Raw genomic sequence first — 22,567 nt, forward strand, 5'->3', positions numbered from 1 at the left:
GTATCGTAGCGCGTATGCCCGACAAGCCCATGCTCATCCTCATCGCCGGCCCCTACCGCTCCGGCACCGACGGCGATCCGCAGGCCATGGCCGTCAACCTCGCCCGCCTCGAAGCCGCCGCCTGGCCCGTCTTCGCCGCCGGCCACCTGCCCGTGATCGGGGAGTGGATCGCCCTGCCCGTCCTGCGCTCAGCCGGCGCGGGCCCCACCGACCCCCTCGCCGACCAGGTCCTCTACCCGACCGCCGACCGCCTGCTCACACACTGCGACGCTGTACTGCGCCTGCCCGGCGACTCCGCCGGAGCCGACCAGGACGTCGCCACCGCCCGCCGCCTCGGCCTGCCCGTCTACCACGACGCGGCCGAGATCCCCCGCCGCACCCCGCCGGAGACCGCGTGAGCAGCCGCCCGGGCATCGACACCCCCGACCACCGCGGCCGCACCGGCCTCGACCAGGCCGGACGCGGCCTGGACCGCAACCCCGACATCCGGGTCCGCGACGTCGAGCTCACCTCCCAGGGCTGGCACGTCCTGCGGCGCACCACCTTCGACTACCGCCGCCGCGACGGACGCTGGGAGACCCAGCAGCGCGAGACCTACGACCGCGGCAACGGCGCCGTCGTCCTGCCCTACGACACCGAACGCGGCCGAGTCCTGCTCACCCGCCAGTTCCGCTACCCGGCCTACGTCAACGACCACCCCGACGGCATGCTCATCGAAGCCGCCGCAGGCCTGCTCGACGCGGACGACCCGCCCACAGCCATCCGCCGCGAGAGCGCCGAAGAACTCGGCGTCACCCTCGGACCGCTCACCCACATCCTCGACGCCTACATGAGTCCCGGCTCCGTCACCGAACGCCTCCACTTCTTCGCCGCCCCCTACACACCGGCCGACCGGACCGGAACCGGCGGCGGACTCGAGGAGGACGGCGAGGACATCGAGGTCCTCGAACTGCCCTTCGCCCAGGCCCTCGCCATGACCCGCGAGGGACGCATCACCGACGGAAAGACCATCCTGCTCCTGCAATGGGCAGCCCTGGACGGGCCCTTCGCCCCAACGAGCGAGCGCTGACAACGCCGCCACTGCCTGGCCAGCCGGGTCACGGTGGCCGGTGACAGGCCGGCCGCCGAGCCGAGGAACTGCTCCAGCGCAGGCACGAAGCCCCCCGAGGACAAGCCGTGCAGGTAGAGCAGCCGGCAGCACCTCGCTCACCTTCGGAGACGGCGGAGGCTCTGTCGCCGAGGATCTTGCACCGTGACACGACCGCGGATAATGGCCGTGGCCGCGGGCCGGCGGCGCCGGCGGCCTCGATCGATGGAGAGGCAGAGGACGGATGACCCTGAAGGAAGGCCGGCGCGTCAGGTTGGCCGAGGATCTCAGGATCGGTGAGGCGGTCGCCGGGGAGCCCGGGGCCGTCGTCGGGTTCCTCTCACTGGGATCCGGGATGGAGGGCACCGTCGAGCGGGTGGACGGGGAACTCCCGGAGAGCCATGAGGTTCGCGAGTACCAGCGGCTCAAAGCGCTGTTCGAGGACTACGGGCACACCATGCCGGTGGCGAGCCGCGAGCGCCTGGAGGCGGAGATCGCCGCGCTGGAGCCGCAGTGGACCGCGCACCGGGAACGGGGGAACCGGGTGACGGTCCGGGTCCGGCTGGACAACGGCTTCGTCCTCGACGGGGCGGACCAGGACATCCTCACTCCACTGTGAGGGAGGACGTCTCCGGGGCCTTCGCCGGGACGGGCGGCCGCCCGGGTGCTCGTACGCCACACCAACTGACAAACGATGGACGGGCGTTGCGAACGGTGCGGTGAACGGCGCGAGCCGCAGCGTCCATCGTTTGTCTGTCGGCGCGGCGCATCGTTCACCACGGCGCGGGACACCGCCCGCGCCACCCACCGAAGGCACACGGAATCGAGGGAACCATGCGTACCTCCGCACGCTTCGCGGCGCTGGCTGCGGTAAGCGCCATCGGGCTCGGCACCATCGCCACCGGCACCGCCCAGGCCGCCCCGGCCACCGCCCAGGCCACCACCCAGGCGGCCCGGAGCACCACCGTCCACCTGCACAACGGAACCGGCTGCTCGCTCTACCGGACCGGCTACGCTCTGGCCCACGGCATCTGGACGCAGGGCCAGGAGCCGCCGCAGACCCTGGGGAACACCGGCGACGCCACCTTCCAGTCGGAGAGCAACGGGTTCCTGACCGGCACCGAGGGCTGGGCGACGTTCAGCACGTACGGCTGCGAGGAAGGCTGGCGCAACAACAACACCGTCCAGCTGCACTGGGCCAACCCCTACACCGGTTCCAACAGCTACGACGAGAATGGCACCAGCAGCGTCTTCCGCACCACCCGTGAGAGCGGCTCCGGCGACAACGCCGACGTCTACTGGGGCGTGTGGAAGAACTGATCCCGGCCGTCGGGCACCGCCAGGGTCGCGCAAGCGCCGCCAGATAGTCCAGGATCTGTCCGGCCCCCGCCCCCCGGCGCCTGTATCGGGTGATCCGGCGCCTGTACCGCCGCACCGCTCGCCGCACGCCGCCGCCGCATGAAACGCATGAAAAGACGGTGCCCCGCCACTGGGTGCCGAACGGCCCGGGCCGTTCGGCACCCGCCGGCCGGCACCGCCGGGAAGCGGAGGAACCCGGGAACACCTCCACCACGCGCTCACCGCAGGTGCCGCAGCGACCGCCGAGCGCCGCACCAGCGGCCTCGCCGGCGAGGCCGCCGAGCGCTACGCGGAGCAGTGGATCGTCTCGATCGACAACGTCACCGCACTCGCGCACACGGTCCAGGCCCAGGTGAGGGACGGGGCTCTGGATGCCGCCCGGCAGCTCCTTCCCGCCGAGCGCCCCTATCCGGCGGGCGACGCGCTGCTGAACCACCTGCGCGGCTGAGCCGGTCCCGAGCGCTCGGGGCCACGGGCTGCTCGTTCCGTCGCCGTCCACCAGGGCAGCTCGCGACGGTCCGAGACGTGGTGCACCATCAGTTGACACCGGGGCCGGGGTAGCGTTGCCCGGTCCAGCCGCCGGTGGTCAGCCGTCGGCGGCGAGGCGGTTCAGCCACTCCCCCAGCAGATGCTGCTCGGCGCCGCTGAGCGTCGTCTGTTCGGGCAGTGCGGCGCGCAGGGCGCGGGCTGCGCCGGCCGGGCCCGGCTCGTTCACGGCCGGCTGCCGGTTGGTGACGGCGGCGACCATGCACTCCCGAAGGGTGGTCAACAGGGCCGGGTCGCGCCGGTCCCGGGGCAGGGACAGCCAGGTGAGCACGGCGCCGCGCGCCGTGGCGTGGATGATCTGGGCCGCGAGTTCCTCGTCGACGCGGAGCCAGCCGCCGACGGCGAGGCGTCGGATGCGGCCCATCAGGATCTCCATGCCGGCCTTGAAGGCGGCCGAGGTGGTCCCGGTGGGTTCGGTGTACATCAGCGTGTACAGCGCGGGGTTGGCCAGACCGAACTCGACCGCGACGTCCCAGCCGGCTCTCAGGTCCTCGATCGGGTCCCGGGGGTCGGGGTCGACGTGCTTGGTGGCGAGGAACGCGGCGAAGCCGTGCTCGGCCACGGCGTCGAGCAGCCCGTCCTTGTCGCCGAACAGCCGGTAGATGGCCGGCGGCTGCAGGCCCGCCGCATCGGCGACCGCGCGGGTGGTGACCGCGTCGCGGCCCCCGCGCGTCAGCAGTCCGATGGCGGCCTCGATGACCCGCTGCCTGGTCTGCTCCCGGCCCGGGGAGGCGGGGGCGGACTCAATGGTGGACGCGGTGGCGGTGGCGCCGCCCCTGTCGCGTGAAGGCGATGGCATGAATCAACGATACCGCACCACTGGTTCCATCGTTATTATCGGCGATACATTGAAAGTGTTTCCACTGGAACCATCTCGTCGCGACACGGGAGCACATCATGATCATCGTGACCGGAGCCACCGGACAGCTGGGGCGTCAGATCGTCGAGAGGCTGCTGACGCGCGTACCGGCGGCACGCATCGGCGTCAGCGTCCGCGACCCGCAGAAGGCGCAGAACTTCGCCGACCAAGGGGTACGGGTACGCCAGGGCAACTTCACCGACGCCGCCGGCCTCGCGCACGCCTTCGAGGACGCCTCGCAGGTCCTCGTCGTCTCCGTCGACAAGATGGGCGAGGAGTGCGTCAGGCAGCACCGCACCGCGATCGAAGCGGCCGTCACGGCGGGCGCCCGTCGCATCCTCTACACCAGCCAGATGGGGGCCGGCGCGACGTCGCGCTTCCAGGCCTGCCGCGACCACGCCGCCACCGAGGAGGCCCTGCGCACCTGCGGCGTGCCGTTCACCTCGCTGCGCAACGGCTTCCACGCCACCAGCGCGGCGCACTTCCTCGGCAACGCGGCACAGTCCGGCCGGCTCGCGCTCCCCGCGGACGGGCCGGTCGCCTGGACCGCGCACGCCGACCTCGCGGACGCAGCCGCCGCCATCCTGGCCGACGAAGGCCGCTTCGACGGCCCCACGCCGCCGCTCACGGGCCGACAGGCGCTCACCTTCGACGACATCGCCGCCATCACCACCGAGCTCACCGGCCGCACCGTCACGCGGACCACCGCCCCCGACGACCAGTTCCGCACGCAGCTGACGGGCCAAGGCGTCCCCGCGGAAACCGCCGACCGGTTGCTCGGCATCTTCGCCGCCAGCCGCGCCGGTGAGTTCGCCGCCACCGACCCCACCCTGGCCGACCTGCTCGGCCGCGATCCCGTCACCCTGCGCACGGTGCTGCGCGAGCAGCTGTCCGAAAGCTGATCCACCGAGGGCGCCGGGTGCCGGATGCCGGTGCCCGGTCCTGGCCGCTCGGCGGCGGTCGGGCTTCGGGCCGCCGTCCGCGCCCCGCCTACGCCGCCGTCCGGGACCGCCTCCCGGACGGCGGCCCGGACGGCCGGGCACCCCGCTCCTGAGGGAGCGCCCCGGGTGTGCCGGCCCAGCGGAGTCGCCCGGTCAGGAGACGCGCTTCAGCTGCCAGGCGTTGTTGTTGAGGCTCGGGTTCGACCAGGCGACGCAGCTGCTGGTGTAGTACGAGCCGGTCTGGACCCAGCCCGCCGGCGGGTAGGTGGTGGAGCAGGCCTGGACCACGGTGCCGACGGGCAGTCCGGTGAGCTGCTTCATCTGCTTGATGTTCGGGCTGAAGCTCTGCGTGCCGCAACTGCTGCTGTAACCCCAGCTCACGTCGACGTAGCCGGCCGGGGTGAGAACGCTTCCGCACGAGGTCGTGACGTCGCCCGGGGCGGCCTGGGCGGGCGCGGCGGTCAGGGCGAACGTCGCCGCGGCGCCGGCGATGGCCATACAGGTGCGAAGACGGATCATGGGCGAAAGCTCCTTCTGATCACGGGTGGGTGGCCGATCAGGCCGTGGAGCCATTCCTACGGTTTGATCACCGGCTTCGGATAGCGGCTTTCAGGCCTAAAGGCCCCCCGGGCAGGACGGCGTCCGGGCACCGGAACGGCGGCGTGGCAGGGGGGCGTTGTGGTAAAGGGCGTTGTGGTAGACGCCGTCGGGCGGGACTGCGGGGAGTTGCGGATCCGCTCCGCCGCGGGGGTCCGGGCGCTCCGGGCGTCGGGATTTCTCCTGCGGTATGCGAACTTGTGCGGTCGCATCCGAACTTGATGCGATTTCCGGCCCTTCACCTGTCACACACACCAGTGAATGCGCCCCGAAACCAGGACGTGGACGACCGGTTGTCGCTCTCCTGGGGGTCCTGTCCGGATCGGGCAGATGTCCGCCGACCATGAGAGTGGGGATCAGGTGGGGACGAGAAGGAGAAGGAAGGGCGTCGCGCGGGCCGCGGTGCTCGCCGCCGCGCTGTGCGGCGGCGGGGCGCTGACGGCGCCGGCGGCGTTCTCGCAGACGGAGGACGGGACGGTGACGGTCCGGGTGATCCGGGCCGTGGACTCCTCCGGGGTGTGGACGCCCGCGCTGGAGCCGGGGCTGGCGGGCGTGAAGGTGACGCTCACCGGCGAGGCGCGGGCCCACGTCGAGGGCACCACCGGGGCCGACGGGACGGTGACGCTGGCGCCGCCGCGGAGCCGGGAGCACGGCGGCACGTACCGGGTGCAGGTGGTGAATCCGAAGCCGGGCGTGCTGTTCCCGGCGTTCGCCTCGCGGCAGGGGCTGGACGGCGCGCCGAACCAGCTGAGCTCCAACGAGGAGTTCGTCGACCTCTCCGACGGCAAGAACGTCTCGTACACCACCGGGCTGTGGTACCCGGGGGACTACTGCCAGCAGAACGCGCCGCTGGTGACGACCTGCCAGAACACCACCTGGGGAGGCGGCGCGCAGCGCACGCTGGTGTCGTTCCCGTACCGCGCGCGTGGCCAGGACGGCGTGGACGTCAACGTCACGAACCTCGCCACCGACGCGCAGACGGGCACGCTCTACGGCATCGCGTGGAACAAGGCCGACCGGCGGATCTTCTCCTCGGCGGCGGCCAAGCGCACCACGGACTACGGCCCCGGCGGCGCCGGCGGCATCTACGTGACCGACCCGGCGCAGGGGCGGACCACGCTGTTCACCACCGTCCCGGACGCCGGCAGCACGGCGCACGGACCGGGGACGGACGACGCGTTCCTCGTCGCGCCGGGCAAGGAGAGCCTCGGCGGGCTCAAGGTGACGAACGACGGCAGGGACCTGTTCGTCGTCAACCTCAACACCCGCACGCTGTACCGCTACGACGCGACCGCGCCGACGGCCGCGCAGCCGAGGGGCGTCTACCCGGTCCCGGACCCGGGCTGCGCCTCGGCCGGGGACTGGCGGCCGTTCGGCCTGGGCCTCCAGGACGGCGTCGGCTACCTCGGCGGGGTCTGCTCGGGCGAGTCGACGGGCAAGGCCTCGGACCTGCGGGCGGTCGTGCTGCCCTTCGACCTGGCCACCGGCCGGTTCCGCGCGGCCGTGCTGGACCAGCCGCTGGACTACCCGCGCCAGTCGACCGTCGGATCGGGCCCGTGCGACGGCGCGGGCTGGTTCCCGTGGACGAACACCTACCCGACCACGCAGAACGGCCAGACCTGCGCCGGTTTCCGCGCGCAGCCGGAGCCGGAGCTGGGCGAGGTCGGATTCGAGACGGACGGCTCGATGCTGCTGGCCTTCCGCGACCGCATGGCCGACCGGGCGACGGGCCAGTCGGGGTCGGGCGCGGCGGTGGGCGAGGTGCTGTCGGGCGGTGACCTGAACAAGGCCTGCCTGAGCGGCGGCACCTACGTGCTGGACGCCAACACCGGCTGCGGGCTCTCGCCCCGGGGCGCCCGCTTCTTCGACACCAGCCGGATGGGCGTCCACCACAACGCGGCCTACGCCGGGATGGCGCTGTCCAAGGTCGAGAACACCATCGGGACCTCCGGGTTCGACCCCAACAGCACGGCCTTCGGCTACGGCACGTCGTTCGTCCAGCGCGACGGCAGGCAGGACCCGGCGTTCGGCCTGCGGCTCAACCCGGCGAACGTGCCCGCGCCGTTCGGCAAGGGCGCCTCGATGGGGGACCTGGAGGTGCTCTGCGACCAGGCGCCGCTGCAGATCGGTAACCGGGTCTGGTACGACGCCGAGCACAAGGGCATCCAGAAGCCGGGCCAGCGCCCGGTGGAGGGCGCCACCGTCCACCTGTACGACGGGCCGGGGAAGCTCGTCGGCACGGCGCGGACGACGGCGCGCGGCGAGTACTACTTCGACGACTCGAACGTGGACGGCGGGCTCAAGCCGCACACCAAGTACACGATCCGGCTGGACAACCCCGCCGACTTCGCCGAGGGTGGCCCGCTGTACCAGTGGGTGCCCACCCGGCACGACGTCGGCGACAACCCGTTCATCAACTCCAAGGGCGTCGTCCCGCCGGGCGGAACGTACGCCGAGCGGGAACTGACCACCGGCGGGCCGGGCCAGGACGACCACACCTTCGACTTCGGCTTCCGGCCGCAGGAGGGCACGCTGACCCTGGTCAAGCACGACCAGGACGGCAGGCCGCTGGCCGGGGCGACGTTCCAGCTGTGGCGCTGGAACGGCGGGCCCAGCTGGCCGCAGACCGCCGGCGGGCACCAGGACTCGCCGGTCGGCGATCCCTGCACCACCGGGGCGGACGGCATCTGCCGGATCGTCGTCGGACCGGGGACGTACTACTGGGTGGAGGTGAGCCCGCCCGACGGCTACGCGGCGCCGGCCGTCGCGGTCTTCGGGCCGCTGGTGCTCACCTGCGAGACCCTGGACGACGGGATCACGGTGACGGTCGTCAACCGGCTGCTCCCGTCGGCCGGTTCGGGCGCGGCCCCGTCGTCGCCGGATGCGGTCTCGACCCCGACCCCGGCACCGACCCCGGCACCGAGCCCGTCGTCCTCGGTGGCGGCGGTGGCGTCCTTGTCGCCGCCGTCGCCGCCGTCGCCGAGCGCCTGGCCGTCCCGGCCCGATGAGCGGCCCGGCGGCGCGCTGCCGACCACCGGGGCCGGCAGCGTGCTGCCGCTCGGCGTGACCGGTGCGGCGGCGCTGCTGGGTGCGGGCGGCGTGCTGGTCGTGGTCGCGCGCCGGCGCGGGGCGCGGCACGCGTAGTGGAACCAGGCCGGGCCCGTGGCGAGTTCGACGGCCACGGGCCCGGCCGGGCGGCCCGTACGGCTTCACCCAGGGCAGAACGCCACTCCCTTCCCCTGGTGCCCCGGATCCCTAGGCTGGAGGGGTGAGCACTCATGCGCCGAACGAAGCCCGCGTCATCCCCCTGCGCCCGCACACCTCGTCGCCCGGTTCCGGCGGGGCGACCCGCGCCCCGCAGCGGCCGGCGGGAGCGTCACCGGCGCCCGCGCCCGCGCCGAGGGAACCCCTGTGGCGCGACCTCGTCGGCGACGCGTTGCGCCGCGAACGGCTCGCCCAGGAAAGGACGTTGAAGGACGTGGCGGAGGCGGCCCGGATCTCGATCCCGTACCTGTCGGAGCTGGAGCGCGGGCGCAAGGAGGCCTCCTCCGAGGTCCTCGCGGCCGCCGCCCGGGCCCTCGGGTTCGGCCTCGCCGACCTGCTCTCGCTCGCGCAGGACGAACTGACCCGGCACACCCGGAGCCAGATGGGCCGGGGCGCGGTGGGCCGAAGCCGGTTGGACCGGAGCCGCACGTCGCCCACGGCGCAGTACGACGGGCTCTGCCTCGCCGCCTGATCGGACCTGCCCCGACCGACGGCCGGTACGACGGTGGCGCGCCCCGCCGTACCGGCCACGCCCGCGCGGAGTCAGCCGAACGCGAGCCGTCGGCTCAGCACCTCGTCGGCGAGCCCGTAGGCGACGGCCTCCTCGGCGGTGAACACCTTGTCCCGGTCCATGTCCGCGCGCAACGTCGCCACGTCGTGGTGCGTGTGCCGGGACAACACCTCCTCCACCTGCGAGCGGGTGCGGACCATCTCCTTCGCCGCGAGGCTGAGGTCGGACACCGTCCCCTGCCGGCCGCCGCTGGCCGGCTGGCCGAGCAGCACCCGCGCGTGCTGGAGCACGAACCGCCGCCCGGGGTCTCCGCCGGCCAGCAGCACCGCCGCCGTCGACGCCGCCTGACCGACGCAGAACGTGGAGATCGGCGCCTGCACGAACGTCATCGTGTCGTAGATCGCCATCAGCGAAGTGAACGATCCACCGGGCGAGTTGAGGTAGATCGAGATCTCGCGTTCCGGGCTCTCCGACTCCAGGTGCAGGAGCTGCGCGATGACCACGTTGGCGACCCCGTCGTCGATCTCGGTGCCGAGGAAGATGATCCGCTCGTTCAGCAGCCGGCTGAAGACGTCGTAGGAGCGCTCGCCCTGCGCGGTCCGCTCGATGACGTAGGGAACCGTGTACGACCCCATGTCACAGCCCCATCCGTCGGCGCGACACGGCCGGGCGGATGTCGGCGACCGACTCCACCACCCGGTCCACGATCCCGTACTCCCTGGCCTGCTCGGCCGTGAACCAGCGGTCCCGGTCGCCGTCCCGCGCGATCGTCTCCTCGCTCTGCCCGGTGTGCTCGGCGGTGATCCGCTCGATGGCCTTCTTGGTGAACTGGAGGTTCTCCGCCTGGATCTCGATGTCGGCGGCGGTGCCGCCGATGCCCGCCGATGGCTGGTGCATCATGATCCGCGCGTTCGGCAGCGCGAACCGCTTGCCGGGCGCCCCCACGGTGACCAGGAACTGGCCCATGCTGGCGGCGAACCCCATCACCAGCGTCGAGACGTCGTTCGGGATGAGCCGCATGGTGTCGTAGATGGCGAGCCCCGCGGTGACCGACCCGCCGGGGCTGTTGACGTACAGGCTGATGTCGGTGCGCGGGTCCTCCGCCGACAGCAGGAGCAGCTGCGCGCACACCCGGTTGGCCGACACGTCGTCGACCTGGGTGCCGAGGAGGACGATCCGCTGGGCGAGCAACTGCGCCGCGAGGTGGTCGTCGAAGCGGCTGGGCGGCGTGCCGCCCTCCTCCGCGCGGGGCGCGAGCGTGGTGAGGGGAGTCATCCGGTCTCCTTGTCGAGATGCCGAGGTGTCGAAGTGTCGAAGTGTCGAGTCGAGGTGTTGAGGCGGGCTTGCCCTCGACTCCACTCTTGACCCCGGGAGACCTCCGGATGCGTTTTCTCTGCCCGCCGCAGATTCGCCACGGGCAGAGGCGACGGCCCGGGCCCGGCGGCGCATGGCCCGGCGGCCGGCCGGGAGAGCCCCCGACCGGCCGCCGGGCGGGACGGTCAGAGCGGCAGGCCCTGCCAGCCGCCGAAGGTGGTGGGCGTCGTGCCCGCGCGGTAGTAGACGCGGCCGTCCGAACCGATCGCGAACACGTGGAGGACGCCGCCGCCGTCGACGAGTGCGGCCGGGTAGTCGAGGACGGTGCCGCCGAGGTCCTGCCAGGTGCCGTAGCCGGAGTTCGGGGCGGTCTGGGCGGTGGTGCTCACGCCGCCGCCGCGGTTGCGCTCGAACAGGACGACCCGTCCGCCGACGGTGGCCGCCGCCGGCTCGCCCACTCCCCCGTCTCCGCCGAGGGGGGCCGGGGACTGGCTCCACTCGCCGCCGGGCCGGGTCTGGTAGCTGACCAGCATCGCGCCGGTGCCGGCCTCGCGGTAGGCGAGTTCGATGCGGCCGTCCTGGTCGAGCGCGGCCTTGGGCGGGCTGGCCGGCCGGGCGCCCGGAATCGGGCCCGGGCCGCCGAAGGCTCCGTTCGGGGCGCCCTGCCACCAGCCGAGGATTCCGGTGCGGGTGCTGGCGAACACCTCGATCGCCCCGACGCCGTTGCGGATCGCGGTGACCGGGTCCTGGAGGTCGGTGCCGCCCAGGTCCGTCCACGTGCCCGTCCACACCCCGCCCGAGGTGGTCTGCCAGATGCTGCTGAGACCGCCCCCGCCGTTCTTGACGAACAGTTCCAGCCGCCCGTCCTGGTTACCGGCCACCACGGGCACGCCGACCTGGTCCTCGTTGCCGAGTCCGGTGTTGGGGTTGCCGTGGTCGGCCCAGCTGTTCCACCACCAGCCGTTGGGCGCACCCTGGGGCAGGGAGATGATGTGGTGATCGGTCAGGCGGCGGGCGAAGACCTCCAGCCGGCCGTCGGCGTTGGTCCCGACCGCGATGCCCGGCGCCAGTCGCCCGCCCGGGTCGGCCATCCGCACCGGACCGCCCCAACTGCCGTCCGCCTGGCGCCAGTAGGTGTAGAGGACGCCGGCCCGGACGACGAAGACCTGAGGCCGGCCGTCCTGGTTCAGCCCGGCCCAGGAGGTGCCCCGCGACCAGCGGTAGTACATCCGGGAGAACCAGGCGTCGGAGTAGTTCCCCGAGTGGTCGTGGCTGGCGTACTCGGAGACGAACACGCCCTTGGCGCCGGTCGTCGCCGGGTCGAGGTTCACCGGGGAGTCGCTGATGTTGTAGTCCCGGTAGTTCACCTGGATCAGCGGGCCGCCGTACAGCAGGGCCGCCTGGCCGGCGAACTTCGCGGCGGAGACGTGGTCCGAGTGGTCGCCCGAGTAGCGGCTGTCCGGGAGTTCGTCCTGGGCCCGGAGCACGGTCGGCTGGTACGTCACCATCAGCTGCCGCAGCACCTCGACGACGTCCGCCGCCGTGTAGGTCGACGGCCCGGACAGCGGGCTGCCCACCGGGACGACCGTGGTGTCGGTGCCGCCGGCCAGGACGGCGCCGAGCCCGGCGTCGTGCAGGTTGAGGAAGATCAGGTGCATTGGGCGGCCCTTGAGGACGTACCGTTCGACCTGCTTGCCCGCGACCGTCCACGCCTCGGCCGTCCAGTGCCCGACCTCGTCGGTCGCCGGGTCGGTGTCGCCGACCCCGGTCATCCGGGAGTAGGCGTTGATGGCGCCCATCTGCCGGTTCCAGGTGCGCAGCGGCTCGCCGGCCGTGTCCCAGCAGGACGTGGCGCACGGGTCGCCGGTCGCGTTGCCCGCGGTGACGAACACCGTGACGGACGGGGTGCCGATGGCGAGCGCGTTGGACAGGTCCGGGTTCATGAACAGGATGTCGTCGTCCTCGTGCGCGACGACCTGCATGAACAGCGGCCCGGAGGGGGCGGCCGGGGCCGCCCCCACGGCCGCGGCCGCGCGGGTCGCGGTCCCCTTGGCCAGGACGGGCGCGGCGAGGGCGGTGAGCGCGACGGAGGTGAGGAGTTGCCGTCGTCCGATTGCCATGTGATTCCCCCCAATTCGAGATCGGCATGTGATCACGCCAGGACGAGGCTAGCGCATATCGGGAGGGCAATACCCTGGACCGCATCGCGCAAATTGCCAGCGGGGGAAGTCAATTGACGCATCATCAAATTACTTCAACCGCTCCCCGCCCCATCGGACCCCTTTCCGGACGAGCCCGTTCCTTTCGGAGATGGAATCGGCCCAGCGAGCGATAAGACGACAAGCCGAGTCCAACCCGTGCGGCCGGGTGGGGTAGGAGACCGGTCCGTGCGGCCGGGTGGGGCAGGAGGCCGGTCGCGCGAGGTGACGGCGTGTCGGCAGATCCCGCCGGTCGGTCCTCCCGAGCACCCGGCGGCGCCCCGCGGCGGTCAGCCGAGCGAGTCCACCAGTTCGGCGATCGCCGTCAGCGGCTGGTGGGCCGCGAGTTCGGCGGCCAGGTCGGCGGCGTTGGCGCGGTAGGCCGGGTCGGCCAGGACCAGGTCGACGGCCTCGCGCAGCTCCGGCTCGCCCGGGCGCCCGGTGCGCAGGTCGATGCCCACACCGCGCCAGGCCACCCGGGCGGCCACCTCGGGCTTGTCCTCGCTGCCGCCCGCGACCACCAGCGGCACCCCGAAGGCCAGCGCGGTGTGGACACCGCCGTAGCCGCCGTTGCTGATCAACACGTCGGCGTGCGGCAGGAGCCGGTCGAACGGCAGGTAGCCGGCGGCCCGCACGTTGTCCGGCAGGCCGCCGAGCGCCTGCGCCAGCAGCTCGGGCCCGTCCGGGCGGACCGTGGCCGCAACCACCAGCAGGTCGGGGCGGTCGGCCAGCGCCCGCACCGCGGGGACCAGCAGCTCGGTCAGGTCGTCATTGGCCAGGGTGCCCTGGGTGACCACCACGACCGGGCGGTCGGAGGCCAACTCCGGCCACCACTGCGGCAGTTCCACCTCGTTCCGGTTCTGCGGCGCCAGCGCGCCGATGTAGCGCAGCGAGGCCGGCGCGTCGCTGCGCGGGTACTCGAACCCCGGGACGGTCAGCTGCAGGTAGTGGTCGGGCCCGGTGACGGCGGCGTTCGCCCGTGGCCCCGGCGGCAGTTCGGCCCCGACCCCGGCGAAGACCTCGGCCGCGTACTGCCGCAGCGGCTCACCGCGCAGCGCCGCCTCGGCGTTCAACTCCCGGTTGCGGGCCAGCCCCTCCGGTCCCGCCTGGGGCGCCAGCGCAAGCCCGAAGGGCGCGGTGTCGACACTCTGCAGCATCGGCGGGGACACCCCGATGCCCACCACGGCCGGCCGCTCGCCGCGCGGATGGGCCAGCGCCAGAGCCACCGCGCCGTGGAAGAAGCAGTCACCGAGCACGACCGTGGCCGGGAACTCCGCCAGCAACGCGCGCAGCGCCCGGTACTGCGCGGGCACCGGGTCGATGAAGATGTTCCGGGCGTCGAAGGCCAACCGCTGTGGCCCGGGCGGCAGTTCGGCCCGCCCCGGGAAGGAGTCGTTGATCCGGCGGTCGTCGAAATCCGCCTCCGGCGGCAGGGCGACGAAGCGCGCCCCGGTCTCCTCGGCGGCCCCGGCGAACCGCGCCCCGCCGAGGAAGACCACCTCGTGCCCGCGCGCCACCAGGTCGGCGGTGATCGCCAGCATCGGCGCGGTGTGCCCGTGCGCGGGCATGGCGGCAGTGATGATCCTGGACATGTGAAACCCCCCATAGTCGTTCGTCGGCCGGTCCGTACGCACCCCGTGGTCGCCCCCGCGCACCCGGCCCACAGCGCAGGCTAACCCACCACGCCGCGTCCGCCCGGCACCGACACCGGCGGCGGGACGGCGGGGCGGCGGGGCCAGGCGGGGCGGCGGGGCGGCGGGGCCAGGCGGGACGGGCGGGACGGGCGGGGGTGCCCGTCCCGCCGGCTCGTCAGGCAGTCAGGCAGTCAGGTCCTCAGGTCGTCAGCTGGCCGGCTCGTCAGCCCCGGTCGTCAGGAGACCACGTCAGCCGGGCAGAGCCGCTGGGTGCCAGGGCGTCCGCGCACGGTGGCGTCCACGCAGCCGCCCGGCAGGCCGTCGTGGACGGTGGTGCCGAAGTTGGCGGTGACGGTCAGCGTGCCGTCGCCGAAGACGGTCCGCTGCACCAGGTGGTCGCCGGTCAGCCAACGGAAGGAGGTCAGCTGCTGGGCGCCGGCCGCCTGGTGCAGCGGCGCGAAGTACTGCTGCAGGGCGGCCAGTTCCCGAAGGTTCTGCCCGTCGTGCGGGTCCTTGTCGCTGAGCACGAAGTTGAGCGGGGTGTTGTCGAGCATCGCCAGCAGCGCACGCGTGGTCTTCTGCTCCGGCAGCTTGCTGAAGGGCAGTTCCCAGCGTTCGACGTTGACCAGCGAACCGTGCAGCGCCGTCTCGTACAGCGGCACCCGGTACCGCGGGTCGTACATCGCCTTCAGGGCGGCGGCCACCCGGGCCTGGTGCTCGGGCTTGAAGTCCGTGGTGCGCACCGGCTTGAAGAAGGTGGCGGCGGCCTGTTCCGGGGCGTAGCCGCCCCAGGCGCCGTCGTCCTTGGGGTCCTGCGGCCCGTTGTCGAAGTGCCCGGACTCCATCGCCCACAGCCGCCCGTCCACCGGGGTGCCCGAGCCGTGGTCGAAGGCCAGCACCTGGTTGGCCCAGGAGCCGGCGGACTCCGAGCCCAGGACCAGCGGGGCGGGCCGGCCCGTGGACGCGTCGTACGAGCCGTCCGTCAGGCGCCGCATCCGGGCGAGCCGGTTGGCGCGGTCCTCGTCCATGGTCATCGCGTGGCCGGGGTCGAAGTCCTGGAAGAGCTCGCCCGCCGCGTCCACGTCGAGGAAGTAGCTGTCGGCCCCGTTGGCGACCAGCGAGCGGGTGCGGTCCGCGAGGTAGTGCTGCTGCGGCTCGGCCTGCTCGAACGCCTGCGAGCTGAGGTAGCAGCCCTTCTTGTGGAAGCCGGGTTGCGGCGTTCCGTCGGCCCTGAGGACGCAGAACCGGGGGTAGACGTCGTCCGGCCAGACGGAGTTGGGGGACGAGTCGTCCGTCTTCTGCTGGCCGTTGGCGAAGGAGTCGTACGGCCCGACCAGGTAGCCGGCGGCCTCGGCGGCCTTGACGTCCTCGCCCGTCATCGGGGAGTCGTCGGAGTCGTAGCCGAGCCAGAGCCGGGAGACGCCCAGTTCCTTGAGCCGGTCGAGGTAGGCGGGCCGGCGGGCGCCGCCCCAGGCGTAGGCGTGGAAGGCGCCGAGCAGCTTCGCGGTCTGCGGGTTCTGCTTGATCTTCTCGCTCAGGCTGCCCAACTGCCCGTGCTCCGAAAGCCAGTTGCGGTAGTCCACGGCCGGGGCCACCGGGGAGCCGTCGGTGAGGGAGAAGGCCACGGTGTACGCGCCGGTGCCGTTCCCGGCGGAGAATCCGTGCTCGGCCGTGGCCCGCAGCCGCCCGTCCTGGGAGGCGAACGTCAGCGACGTGCCGATGTCGGTGGGGACGATGTAGCTGACGCCGGCCCGGCCGGAGCGGAGCGTGTAGCCCCACATCGGCATGGACAGCTGCGAGCTCAGCTCCTGCTCCTCGCCGACCAGCGCCCCGTCGGAGGAGTTCCAGAACGGGTCGTCGACGGGAACGGACAGCCCCTCGCCGCGCGGGAGCTGGACCTCGGCGGCGGCCGGATCGGTGGCGGTCACCGGCCACCGCACCGAGGTGTCGCCACCGCTCCCGGTGAGGGCGGTCCCGGTGAGGGTGACCAGCAACCGGCCGTGATCGGCGCGGACTTCGGCCCGCAGGCCCTTCTCCGGATACGACCAGGCGGCGCCGCTCGCCGTCCTGACCGGGGCGCTCGCCCTGCCCAGTCCCTGGGCTGCCGGAGCGGACAGCAGGACCACCCGCCCGTCCTCGGTCCGGGCCTCGGCCCGCAGCGTGGCCGCGTCGATGGTGGCGGTGCCGCCGCGTACCGGCACGTCGACGCGCCCGTCATGGACCCGCACCCGCATCGGCGAGGCGGAGCTGCCGGTGGCGCTCGCCACGGTTGCGGACACCAGCGCGGTGGCCATGGCGAGGACGAGAACGGCGCGCGGAACGTGCCGGCGGGCGGGGCCCGCAAGGGATGACGTATGAGTACCGGTGTGCATGACACAGTGATACGGAGGACTCCTAAGAAGTCCTTAAGAAACGACCATTGACCACCGGTCATGCTGACGCGGCACCCGAGCTTGGACCTGCTGGTCCGGCGGTCCGGCGGTCCGGCAGAGCGCTCGGTGGGGCGAGGGACGGCCGTCAACGCCTCCGCAGATCGAGCGAGACGACGGTCAGCCGACGCAGTTCCTCCGGGGCGTCCGGGTGCCTCCCGTCGGTGACCTCCGAAAGGGTTCCGAACGAACCGGGGTAGACCATGACAGAAAGGCCTTCCTGGACAAGACACGCGAATATTGCGGACTCCTCCAGAAAGTACTGTGCGGACATTTCGACCCGCCTCTCCAGGTCGGCCTCGGCAAGTTGGCCGGAATGCCTGGTGTGGAAGCTCCGCCCGAACGCGTCCACGGACTCCCGGAAGTTCCGGTCGGCCCGGTGGTAGTCGGTGAGGCTTCGATGGTGCTTTGCGTAGGAATCCCACCGCTGTACTTCGGAGCAGCGCAGGAACGTGAATTCGGTCTGCTCGCGTTCGGCCGCGAACAGGGCCCGGGTGTCGGCGATGAAGCGGTCGCCCAGGGCCAGCGCCCGGGAGAGCGCCTCGTCCTCCGGCAGGCCCCGGGTGGACGCCAGGGTGATCCGGTGGATGCTGTCCCCGACCAGCACCGTGCAGCGGGGGAACCGCCTGGCTATCCAGCGGAGCATCGCGGCGATCTTGCCCGGAGCGAAATTGCCGTTCTCCAGACTGACGCCGAGGAAGCACTGCCCCTGATCCGCCAGTCCGGTCCGCCGGGCCGGAGGGGAGACTGAGTCAACACTCGCCTTGTAGGAGGTTTTCGGTTGATTCTCGGAAATTCCTGATATGCCGACAGGAGTCTGTTCGTAAGGAGGCATGCGAAAACCCCTCCGGGCCATCGAACGAGTGAGCGACGATCGGTACGGGGTCGACGTTAGATTTTGTCTGACTGATCGTCAAATTGCTTCAACTCACCTACGAAACAAGGGCGGTGGGGCATGGGCGTGACAGAGGCCCTGACCTTGACAGACAGCCGATGACAACGGGGACGACCGTCGCGGGGAAGCCGGCGGCCCGTCAGCGCGCGGCGTGTCCGAGGCCGTCGAGGATTCGGCAGACTGGCACTCACCCTGCCCGACGAATGATGTCCACGGCCGCCGCCGACAGCGCACCACCCACCGGCAGCCCCTGGGAGCTCCGATCCTTCGGCTCTGCGCGGCACGACACGGGTGATCCAACTTCGGGGTCCCGGCTGGCAGTTCTCGATTTCGGCGAAATGCTCAGACGGTCCTCAAATCCGACCGGAAGGTCTTGCCCCGCCGCGTCGGATGAGTGACGGTATGTACCGGCTTCGTTTACAGAACGCAACCTGAGTCGCCCGGATGGCGGCGTGTCGTGGGGGAGATCAGCGTGGCCGAAGACGCCGACTACATCATTTCGCCGCCGACGGGCCCGGGCGGTGGTGGCCCGGCAGGCGCTGGGGCCCGTCCTGCTGGGCCGCCTTCGGCATCCGGCGCGGCGCCGTCGCCGTCGCCGCAGTCGCAGTCGCAGTCGCAGCCGCAGCCGCCGGTTCCGCAGCACGCGCCGACGGCAGGCCCGGGCAGACCCCGGCTCGCTCGGGTACCGCGCCACTGGCAGCTGATCGTGGCCGCGGTCGTGCCCTGCCTCGTCCTGGCCGGCGTCGGGTGGTGGCTCTGGCCGCAGCAGCCGACGAGCCTGCCGCCGCACGTGGCCGCGGGTACGGTCCAAGCGGACCTCGTGAGCCCTGACAGCGTCAGTCGGCTGGCCGGGACGACGCTGGTCGCCGGCCCGCAGTCGAACCGTCCGCACGCCCCGCTCGCCGTGTCGCCGTCGGAATGCGCCGTCGCGGCGGGACCGACGACCCAGTCGGTCTACGGCCAGGCGTGGACCGCGTTCCTGTCGGCGACCTACCAGGACGCGGGGGCCACGGGCGCCTACACCGTGAACCAGGTCATCGGCGTGTTCCCGGACAGCGAGAAGACCGGCGCGGCCTTCCAGGCGCTCACCGACGGTCTCACCAAGTGCCCGTCCTCGACGGTCACCGACCAGGCAGGTCGTACCGCGAAGTGGGCCTACACGGCCCACCCTCCCACCGAGGTCGCCGTGGCGTGGACGGCGGCGCAGGACGGCGCACAGGACGGCGGCGCGCAGTGGGCCTGCCACCACCAGGCGCGGGTGAAGGGCACGAGTCTGGTCCAGGTCGCCGTCTGCCAGGCGGGCGACGGCCAGCCGACCACCGCGAAGCTCGCCGACGAGCTCACCGAGAAGGTGAGCGGATGACCGCGTCCCCGTACGGCCCGGCCGCTCGCGGCCGGCGAACCGTACGGACGACTGTGCGGATGACCGTACGGACGACCGTACGGCGATTCGTTCTCCTGGCGCTGGCGGCCGTGCTGGTGCCGGTCGTCGGCGCGGGAGCGCCCGCGTTCGCGGCCACCGGCGCTGCGGCCGTCCTGGCCCAGTCGGGCGGCGTCGCCCTCCTGGTCCCGTCCGGGGACGTCGCGGCCGCCTCGGCGCAGCTCATCCGGGAGGTCGAGGACTTCAACCGGCAGGAGGCGGAGATCGCGCAGCAGGAGAAGGCCGTGGTCGCCGAGGCGGAACAGATCACCAAGGATGCCGCCGCCCTGCGCAACGACACCGCGGCGTTCGAGAGCAAGGCCGCCGCCGCGAAGCAGAAGGCCGGCAGCTTCGGGACGCGCGCGGCGGCCCTGGCCTCCAGGATCGATGCCCACAACAACAAGCCGCACACCTTCGAACTGCCCGCGCAGGCCGCCGCGTCCAGCGCGTACGACGCCGAGGCGAGCGAACTGAGGACCGAACAGGCGCAGCTCCAGGCCGAGAAGGGCAGCCTGGAGAACGAGCAGTCCCAGCTCGGGCAGGAGGAGTCCAAGCTCAGTTCCAGGCAGTCCCAGCTCAGCGCCGCCGCCAAGGCCCAGGAGGCGAAGGCCAAGGAGCTCCAGGCCAAGGAGCAGCAGCTCCAGCCCCGGGCCCAGCAGTTGCTCCAGCAGATGGCCCAGGCCACCCAGAGCCTCGCCGACAATCCACCGGACCCGGCGGCGGCGATGGACCAGGGCGGTGACGCGGCCGCCCCTCCGCAGCACCGCGCTCACGCCCCGTCCCAGAGCCAGAACCAGCGCCAGAACCAGGGTCAGAGTCAGAGCCAGTCCCAGAGCCGGAGGCGGGGGGTCGACACCGTCGACACGGCCGACGCCGCCGGCACCGCCGACAGCCCGTACCAGCAGCCGCGAACCTCCGCCCTGAAGGCCTACGCGAAACAGGCCGGCACCACCGTCGACATGCGCCCGGGCACGGCGTACCTGCTGCCCGAGGCCGTCGGGCAGCTTCCCGCCGCCCAGGCGGCGCAGCTCGGCAGCCCGTCCATCGCCTACGACGGGCTGGTCCGCAAGCCCGACGGGAACTACACGGCCCTCCAGGTGCAGATGCCGGGGGCTGCCGCGGCCCCCGCCCTGGAGGTCTTCAGAACCGCCATGGACCGCCGGGGCCGGCTCGTCGCGTACAAGGCCGGCGTGAAACTCGTCATCGACGAGATCAAGACCGTCCAGCCGGCGCCGGAGCCCCCGGAGACCGGCCCCGGGAGCCCGTCGCCCTCTCCTTCCGGCAAGGCCGCCTGCCTGACGCAACCCCGGGGCAGGCCGAGCGGCAGCGGATGGATCCTCAACACCGAGCAGCCCGTGCCCAGTCGCAACCGGACCGCGGGCCCGAGCCCCTCCGGCTCCCGGGCCCCCGCGCCGGCCACCAGGGCCGGCAAGGCGGAGGCCTGCCTGACGAACCCCCTGGTCAAGGGTGACGAGGCCGGCGGCGACATCACGGGCTGGGAGGACGCGAACGCGCAGTCCCCCGGCGGCGGCCTCGCCCGCTGCCACCTGATCGCCAACGTCCTCGGGGGAAGGGGCAGCCACAAGGAGGACTGGATCAACCTCGTCCCGTGCTACCAGCTCGGGATGAACATCAAGGGGATCAGCATGAGGATGTTCGAGGCCAGGGTCCAGAAGGAGGTGAACGCGCTGTCCGCGGACGGGGACGCCGCCGTGTACTACGTGGTGACGCCCCTCTACCGGGACGACGGCAGCACCATCCCGTGGGGCGCGAGCATGAGCGCCACGGTTCAGCTGCCCGACGGCGCGTCATGGCCCGTCTTCAACGAGCAGACCCTCCTGAACGTCCCCGGGGACGGCGGGCCCAGTCTGGGGAACTGAGACCGGGAGACCGGGACAGGGGAACCGAGACCGGTACGGCTGGGAGGCCGGAATGACCCGCACCACCCCGCCGAGGCCGGATGACATCGTGGCGGCCTTCCCACGGCTGGCCCCGCTGGCCCGGACGGCGACCCGGCTGCACCCGCGGCCCGGATCGCCGTCCCCGCGGGAGAGCTCGGTCGGAGGTCCGCTGCTGTGGCCCGCCGCCGAGCCGTGGCCGCACTGTGAGAGCACGCACCGGGTGCCGGCCGTGCTGCCGGCGACCTCCCCGGCGGATGTCCGGCTGTTGCGCGAGATCCGGGCGGCCGCCCGGGCCCGGCCACCGGGCGCCCGCTCCTACACCCCGCAGGAGCGCGCCGTGCTGGCTCGGGCCGGCGCCGGCCGCCCGTGCCCGCCGGGGCCGGTCGCGATGCTGGCCGTGGCCCAGCTGTACGTCCGCGAGGTGCCCGACCTGCGTCCGCCCGAAGGCGCGGACCTGCTCCAGGTGCTGTGGTGCCCCTTCGACCACCCCTTCGACCACCCCTGGGGGAACATGCCGAGGACCGAGCTGTTCTGGCGGTCCGCCACCGCGGTCGGCGAGGTCCTCACCGCGCCTCCGCAGCCGCCCGCGATCCAGTACGAGGACTACCTGCCGCAGCCGTGCCTGGTCTCCCCCGAGCAGGTCACCGAGTACCCGCTGGCGGTGGAGCTCGACCCGGACCTGCGCGCGCAGGTCCGGGCGTGGAGCGCGCGGCGGAAGACCGGCGCGGAGCCGGGCAGCGCCTACGACGGGGCGGAGGACGGCTACTACGACCGGGAGTTGTCCGTCGCCCCCGGTTGGAAGGCCGGCGGCTGGGCTCCCTGGAGCTTCACCGATCCCGCTCCGCAGTACTGCCGCGCCTGCGGCTGCCGGATGGACCCGATGCTGACCATCGCCACGAAGGAGCACCGCGCGGACGTCCACAGCTGGATCCCGTACGAAAACCGGGCCGCCGCGAACCGGGACGCCGTCCACCCCGACCCGGCGGCACCGACCATGATCACCGTCGGCGACGGGTACAACCAGCAGATCTACGCGTGCCCGGCGGCCCCGGACCACCCGCACGCCGCACTGCTGCAGTAGCCGGCCGGAGCCGCCGCGCTGCGCCCGGGCCGACGCCCCGCGACCCGAACGGAGTATGCCGCGCCCGGAAACTCGGCAGCGCCCGCCGCAGGCGACGGGCAGCGGGAACGGCCGCGCCGGTGCGTGGACGTCGAGCGGCTGGTGGGGCGGTCGCGGACGCGGATCGGCAGAATCGAGGCGTGGGGGCGGCCCCGGCTGCGCCGCAGGCGGCTACGTGAGAGGACCATGCCATGCCCGACTTCCACCCGAAGCACGATCATCTGATCGTCAAGCCGATCGGGGTTCCGACCCCGCAGGACCCGGAGACGTGGACGGGCGAGGTGGTGGCGGTGGGGCCCGGCCGACAGCTGGGGAGCGGCAAGCCGCACCCGGTGGACGTCAAGGTCGGCGAGAAGATCCTCTTCAACAGGCTCTCCGGTTCGGAGATCCGGGTGGAGGGCGAGGAGTACGTCGAGCTTCCCGAGGACGAGATCCTCGCGCTCTCCGCCGAGTAGTCCCGACAGCCCTGACAGTCCCGAGTCGCTGTACCAC

General features: G+C 72.6%; 19 protein-coding genes and 1 pseudogene. 12 read left to right on the plus strand and 8 right to left on the minus strand.

Annotated features, from left to right (window positions below; all coding sequences use genetic code 11):
- Positions 1-14 precede the first annotated feature (14 nt).
- From AB0O82_RS29165 to AB0O82_RS29185, 5 genes and pseudogenes are all read left to right on the plus strand, one after another.
- Entirely contained in the window at positions 15-398 is a 384-nt protein-coding gene (locus AB0O82_RS29165; RefSeq protein ID WP_363586903.1) for a DUF4406 domain-containing protein, read from the plus strand.
- Positions 395-1,069, plus strand: coding sequence for an NUDIX domain-containing protein (locus tag AB0O82_RS29170; protein WP_363586904.1), 675 nt, complete (start codon positions 395-397; stop codon positions 1,067-1,069). Before AB0O82_RS29165 ends, AB0O82_RS29170 begins: the two co-directional genes overlap by 4 nt.
- A gap of 262 nt (positions 1,070-1,331) precedes the next feature.
- A complete protein-coding gene (locus tag AB0O82_RS29175) occupies positions 1,332-1,706 on the plus strand; it encodes a hypothetical protein (RefSeq protein ID WP_363586905.1) in 375 nt (124 codons plus the stop codon).
- Between the two features lie 215 nt (positions 1,707-1,921).
- The gene (locus tag AB0O82_RS29180; protein ID WP_363586906.1) at positions 1,922-2,407 is read left to right on the plus strand and encodes a hypothetical protein; all 486 of its coding nucleotides are present in this window, start codon (positions 1,922-1,924) and stop codon (positions 2,405-2,407) included.
- 298 nt (positions 2,408-2,705) lie between these two features.
- Positions 2,706-2,894, plus strand: a pseudogene (locus AB0O82_RS29185) (DUF4291 family protein); the annotation flags it as partial.
- 138 nt (positions 2,895-3,032) lie between these two features.
- On the opposite strand, the gene AB0O82_RS29190 reads toward AB0O82_RS29185, so the two are convergent.
- Positions 3,033-3,791 (minus strand): TetR/AcrR family transcriptional regulator, encoded by a 759-nt coding sequence (locus tag AB0O82_RS29190; protein ID WP_363586907.1) that lies wholly within the window; start codon positions 3,789-3,791, stop codon positions 3,033-3,035.
- 98 nt (positions 3,792-3,889) lie between these two features.
- Between AB0O82_RS29190 and AB0O82_RS29195 the strand changes: the two genes are divergently transcribed.
- On the plus strand, positions 3,890-4,753 hold the full coding sequence (locus AB0O82_RS29195) for an NAD(P)H-binding protein (protein WP_363586908.1): 864 nt from the start codon (positions 3,890-3,892) through the stop codon (positions 4,751-4,753).
- Positions 4,754-4,945: 192 nt separating this feature from the next.
- Here AB0O82_RS29195 and AB0O82_RS29200 read toward each other — a convergent pair whose 3' ends face one another.
- Positions 4,946-5,311: a hypothetical protein gene (locus tag AB0O82_RS29200; RefSeq protein ID WP_363586909.1), complete on the minus strand. Its 366-nt coding sequence runs from the start codon at positions 5,309-5,311 to the stop codon at positions 4,946-4,948.
- A 408-nt stretch (positions 5,312-5,719) separates the two neighbouring features.
- Here AB0O82_RS29200 and AB0O82_RS29205 point away from each other — a divergent pair, with 408 nt between their 5' ends.
- Positions 5,720-8,533, plus strand: coding sequence for an SdrD B-like domain-containing protein (locus AB0O82_RS29205; RefSeq protein WP_363586910.1), 2,814 nt, complete (start codon positions 5,720-5,722; stop codon positions 8,531-8,533).
- Between the two features lie 124 nt (positions 8,534-8,657).
- Positions 8,658-9,125: a helix-turn-helix transcriptional regulator gene (locus tag AB0O82_RS29210; protein ID WP_363586911.1), complete on the plus strand. Its 468-nt coding sequence runs from the start codon at positions 8,658-8,660 to the stop codon at positions 9,123-9,125.
- Positions 9,126-9,196: 71 nt separating this feature from the next.
- Here the strand turns inward: AB0O82_RS29210 and AB0O82_RS29215 are convergent, their stop codons facing one another.
- The 6 genes from AB0O82_RS29215 to AB0O82_RS29240 form a co-directional block, all read right to left on the minus strand.
- Positions 9,197-9,799 carry an ATP-dependent Clp protease proteolytic subunit gene (locus AB0O82_RS29215; protein WP_331745151.1) on the minus strand — a complete coding sequence of 201 codons (603 nt, stop codon included), beginning with the start codon at positions 9,797-9,799 and terminating at the stop codon, positions 9,197-9,199.
- A 1-nt stretch (position 9,800) separates the two neighbouring features.
- Positions 9,801-10,439, minus strand: coding sequence for an ATP-dependent Clp protease proteolytic subunit (locus tag AB0O82_RS29220; protein WP_363586912.1), 639 nt, complete (start codon positions 10,437-10,439; stop codon positions 9,801-9,803).
- Positions 10,440-10,663: 224 nt separating this feature from the next.
- A complete protein-coding gene (locus AB0O82_RS29225) occupies positions 10,664-12,598 on the minus strand; it encodes a PIG-L family deacetylase (RefSeq protein WP_363586913.1) in 1,935 nt (644 codons plus the stop codon).
- A gap of 368 nt (positions 12,599-12,966) precedes the next feature.
- The gene (locus AB0O82_RS29230) at positions 12,967-14,268 is read right to left on the minus strand and encodes a nucleotide disphospho-sugar-binding domain-containing protein (protein WP_363586914.1); all 1,302 of its coding nucleotides are present in this window, start codon (positions 14,266-14,268) and stop codon (positions 12,967-12,969) included.
- Between the two features lie 278 nt (positions 14,269-14,546).
- Positions 14,547-16,604: a glycoside hydrolase gene (locus tag AB0O82_RS29235; RefSeq protein WP_363586915.1), complete on the minus strand. Its 2,058-nt coding sequence runs from the start codon at positions 16,602-16,604 to the stop codon at positions 14,547-14,549.
- Between the two features lie 223 nt (positions 16,605-16,827).
- A complete protein-coding gene (locus AB0O82_RS29240; RefSeq protein WP_363586916.1) occupies positions 16,828-17,574 on the minus strand; it encodes a tRNA-dependent cyclodipeptide synthase in 747 nt (248 codons plus the stop codon).
- A gap of 850 nt (positions 17,575-18,424) precedes the next feature.
- Here AB0O82_RS29240 and AB0O82_RS29245 point away from each other — a divergent pair.
- The 4 genes from AB0O82_RS29245 to AB0O82_RS29260 all read left to right on the plus strand — a co-directional run bounded on the left by AB0O82_RS29245 (position 18,425) and on the right by AB0O82_RS29260 (position 22,530).
- Entirely contained in the window at positions 18,425-18,997 is a 573-nt protein-coding gene (locus AB0O82_RS29245; RefSeq protein WP_363586945.1) for a sensor domain-containing protein, read from the plus strand.
- A gap of 59 nt (positions 18,998-19,056) precedes the next feature.
- The gene (locus tag AB0O82_RS29250; RefSeq protein WP_363586917.1) at positions 19,057-20,934 is read left to right on the plus strand and encodes a DNA/RNA non-specific endonuclease; all 1,878 of its coding nucleotides are present in this window, start codon (positions 19,057-19,059) and stop codon (positions 20,932-20,934) included.
- 52 nt (positions 20,935-20,986) lie between these two features.
- Positions 20,987-22,036: a hypothetical protein gene (locus tag AB0O82_RS29255; RefSeq protein WP_363586918.1), complete on the plus strand. Its 1,050-nt coding sequence runs from the start codon at positions 20,987-20,989 to the stop codon at positions 22,034-22,036.
- A gap of 230 nt (positions 22,037-22,266) precedes the next feature.
- A complete protein-coding gene (locus AB0O82_RS29260) occupies positions 22,267-22,530 on the plus strand; it encodes a hypothetical protein (protein WP_363586919.1) in 264 nt (87 codons plus the stop codon).
- Positions 22,531-22,567: the final 37 nt, after the last annotated feature.

Source organism: Kitasatospora sp. NPDC088264 (genome assembly GCF_040685715.1).
Lineage (GTDB): Bacteria > Actinomycetota > Actinomycetes > Streptomycetales > Streptomycetaceae > Kitasatospora.

Coding starts and splice junctions, on each gene's coding strand:
- AB0O82_RS29165 (WP_363586903.1), top strand. CDS start 15: ATGCCCGACAAGCCCATGCTCATCCTCATCGCCGGCCCCTACCGCTCC.
- AB0O82_RS29175 (WP_363586905.1), top strand. CDS start 1,332: ATGACCCTGAAGGAAGGCCGGCGCGTCAGGTTGGCCGAGGATCTCAGG.
- AB0O82_RS29180 (WP_363586906.1), top strand. CDS start 1,922: ATGCGTACCTCCGCACGCTTCGCGGCGCTGGCTGCGGTAAGCGCCATC.
- AB0O82_RS29190 (WP_363586907.1), bottom strand. CDS start 3,791: ATGCCATCGCCTTCACGCGACAGGGGCGGCGCCACCGCCACCGCGTCC.
- AB0O82_RS29195 (WP_363586908.1), top strand. CDS start 3,890: ATGATCATCGTGACCGGAGCCACCGGACAGCTGGGGCGTCAGATCGTC.
- AB0O82_RS29200 (WP_363586909.1), bottom strand. CDS start 5,311: ATGATCCGTCTTCGCACCTGTATGGCCATCGCCGGCGCCGCGGCGACG.
- AB0O82_RS29205 (WP_363586910.1), top strand. CDS start 5,720: ATGTCCGCCGACCATGAGAGTGGGGATCAGGTGGGGACGAGAAGGAGA.
- AB0O82_RS29215 (WP_331745151.1), bottom strand. CDS start 9,799: ATGGGGTCGTACACGGTTCCCTACGTCATCGAGCGGACCGCGCAGGGC.
- AB0O82_RS29220 (WP_363586912.1), bottom strand. CDS start 10,439: ATGACTCCCCTCACCACGCTCGCGCCCCGCGCGGAGGAGGGCGGCACG.
- AB0O82_RS29225 (WP_363586913.1), bottom strand. CDS start 12,598: ATGGCAATCGGACGACGGCAACTCCTCACCTCCGTCGCGCTCACCGCC.
- AB0O82_RS29230 (WP_363586914.1), bottom strand. CDS start 14,268: ATGTCCAGGATCATCACTGCCGCCATGCCCGCGCACGGGCACACCGCG.
- AB0O82_RS29235 (WP_363586915.1), bottom strand. CDS start 16,604: ATGGCCACCGCGCTGGTGTCCGCAACCGTGGCGAGCGCCACCGGCAGC.
- AB0O82_RS29240 (WP_363586916.1), bottom strand. CDS start 17,574: ATGCCTCCTTACGAACAGACTCCTGTCGGCATATCAGGAATTTCCGAG.
- AB0O82_RS29250 (WP_363586917.1), top strand. CDS start 19,057: ATGACCGTACGGACGACCGTACGGCGATTCGTTCTCCTGGCGCTGGCG.
- AB0O82_RS29255 (WP_363586918.1), top strand. CDS start 20,987: ATGACCCGCACCACCCCGCCGAGGCCGGATGACATCGTGGCGGCCTTC.
- AB0O82_RS29260 (WP_363586919.1), top strand. CDS start 22,267: ATGCCCGACTTCCACCCGAAGCACGATCATCTGATCGTCAAGCCGATC.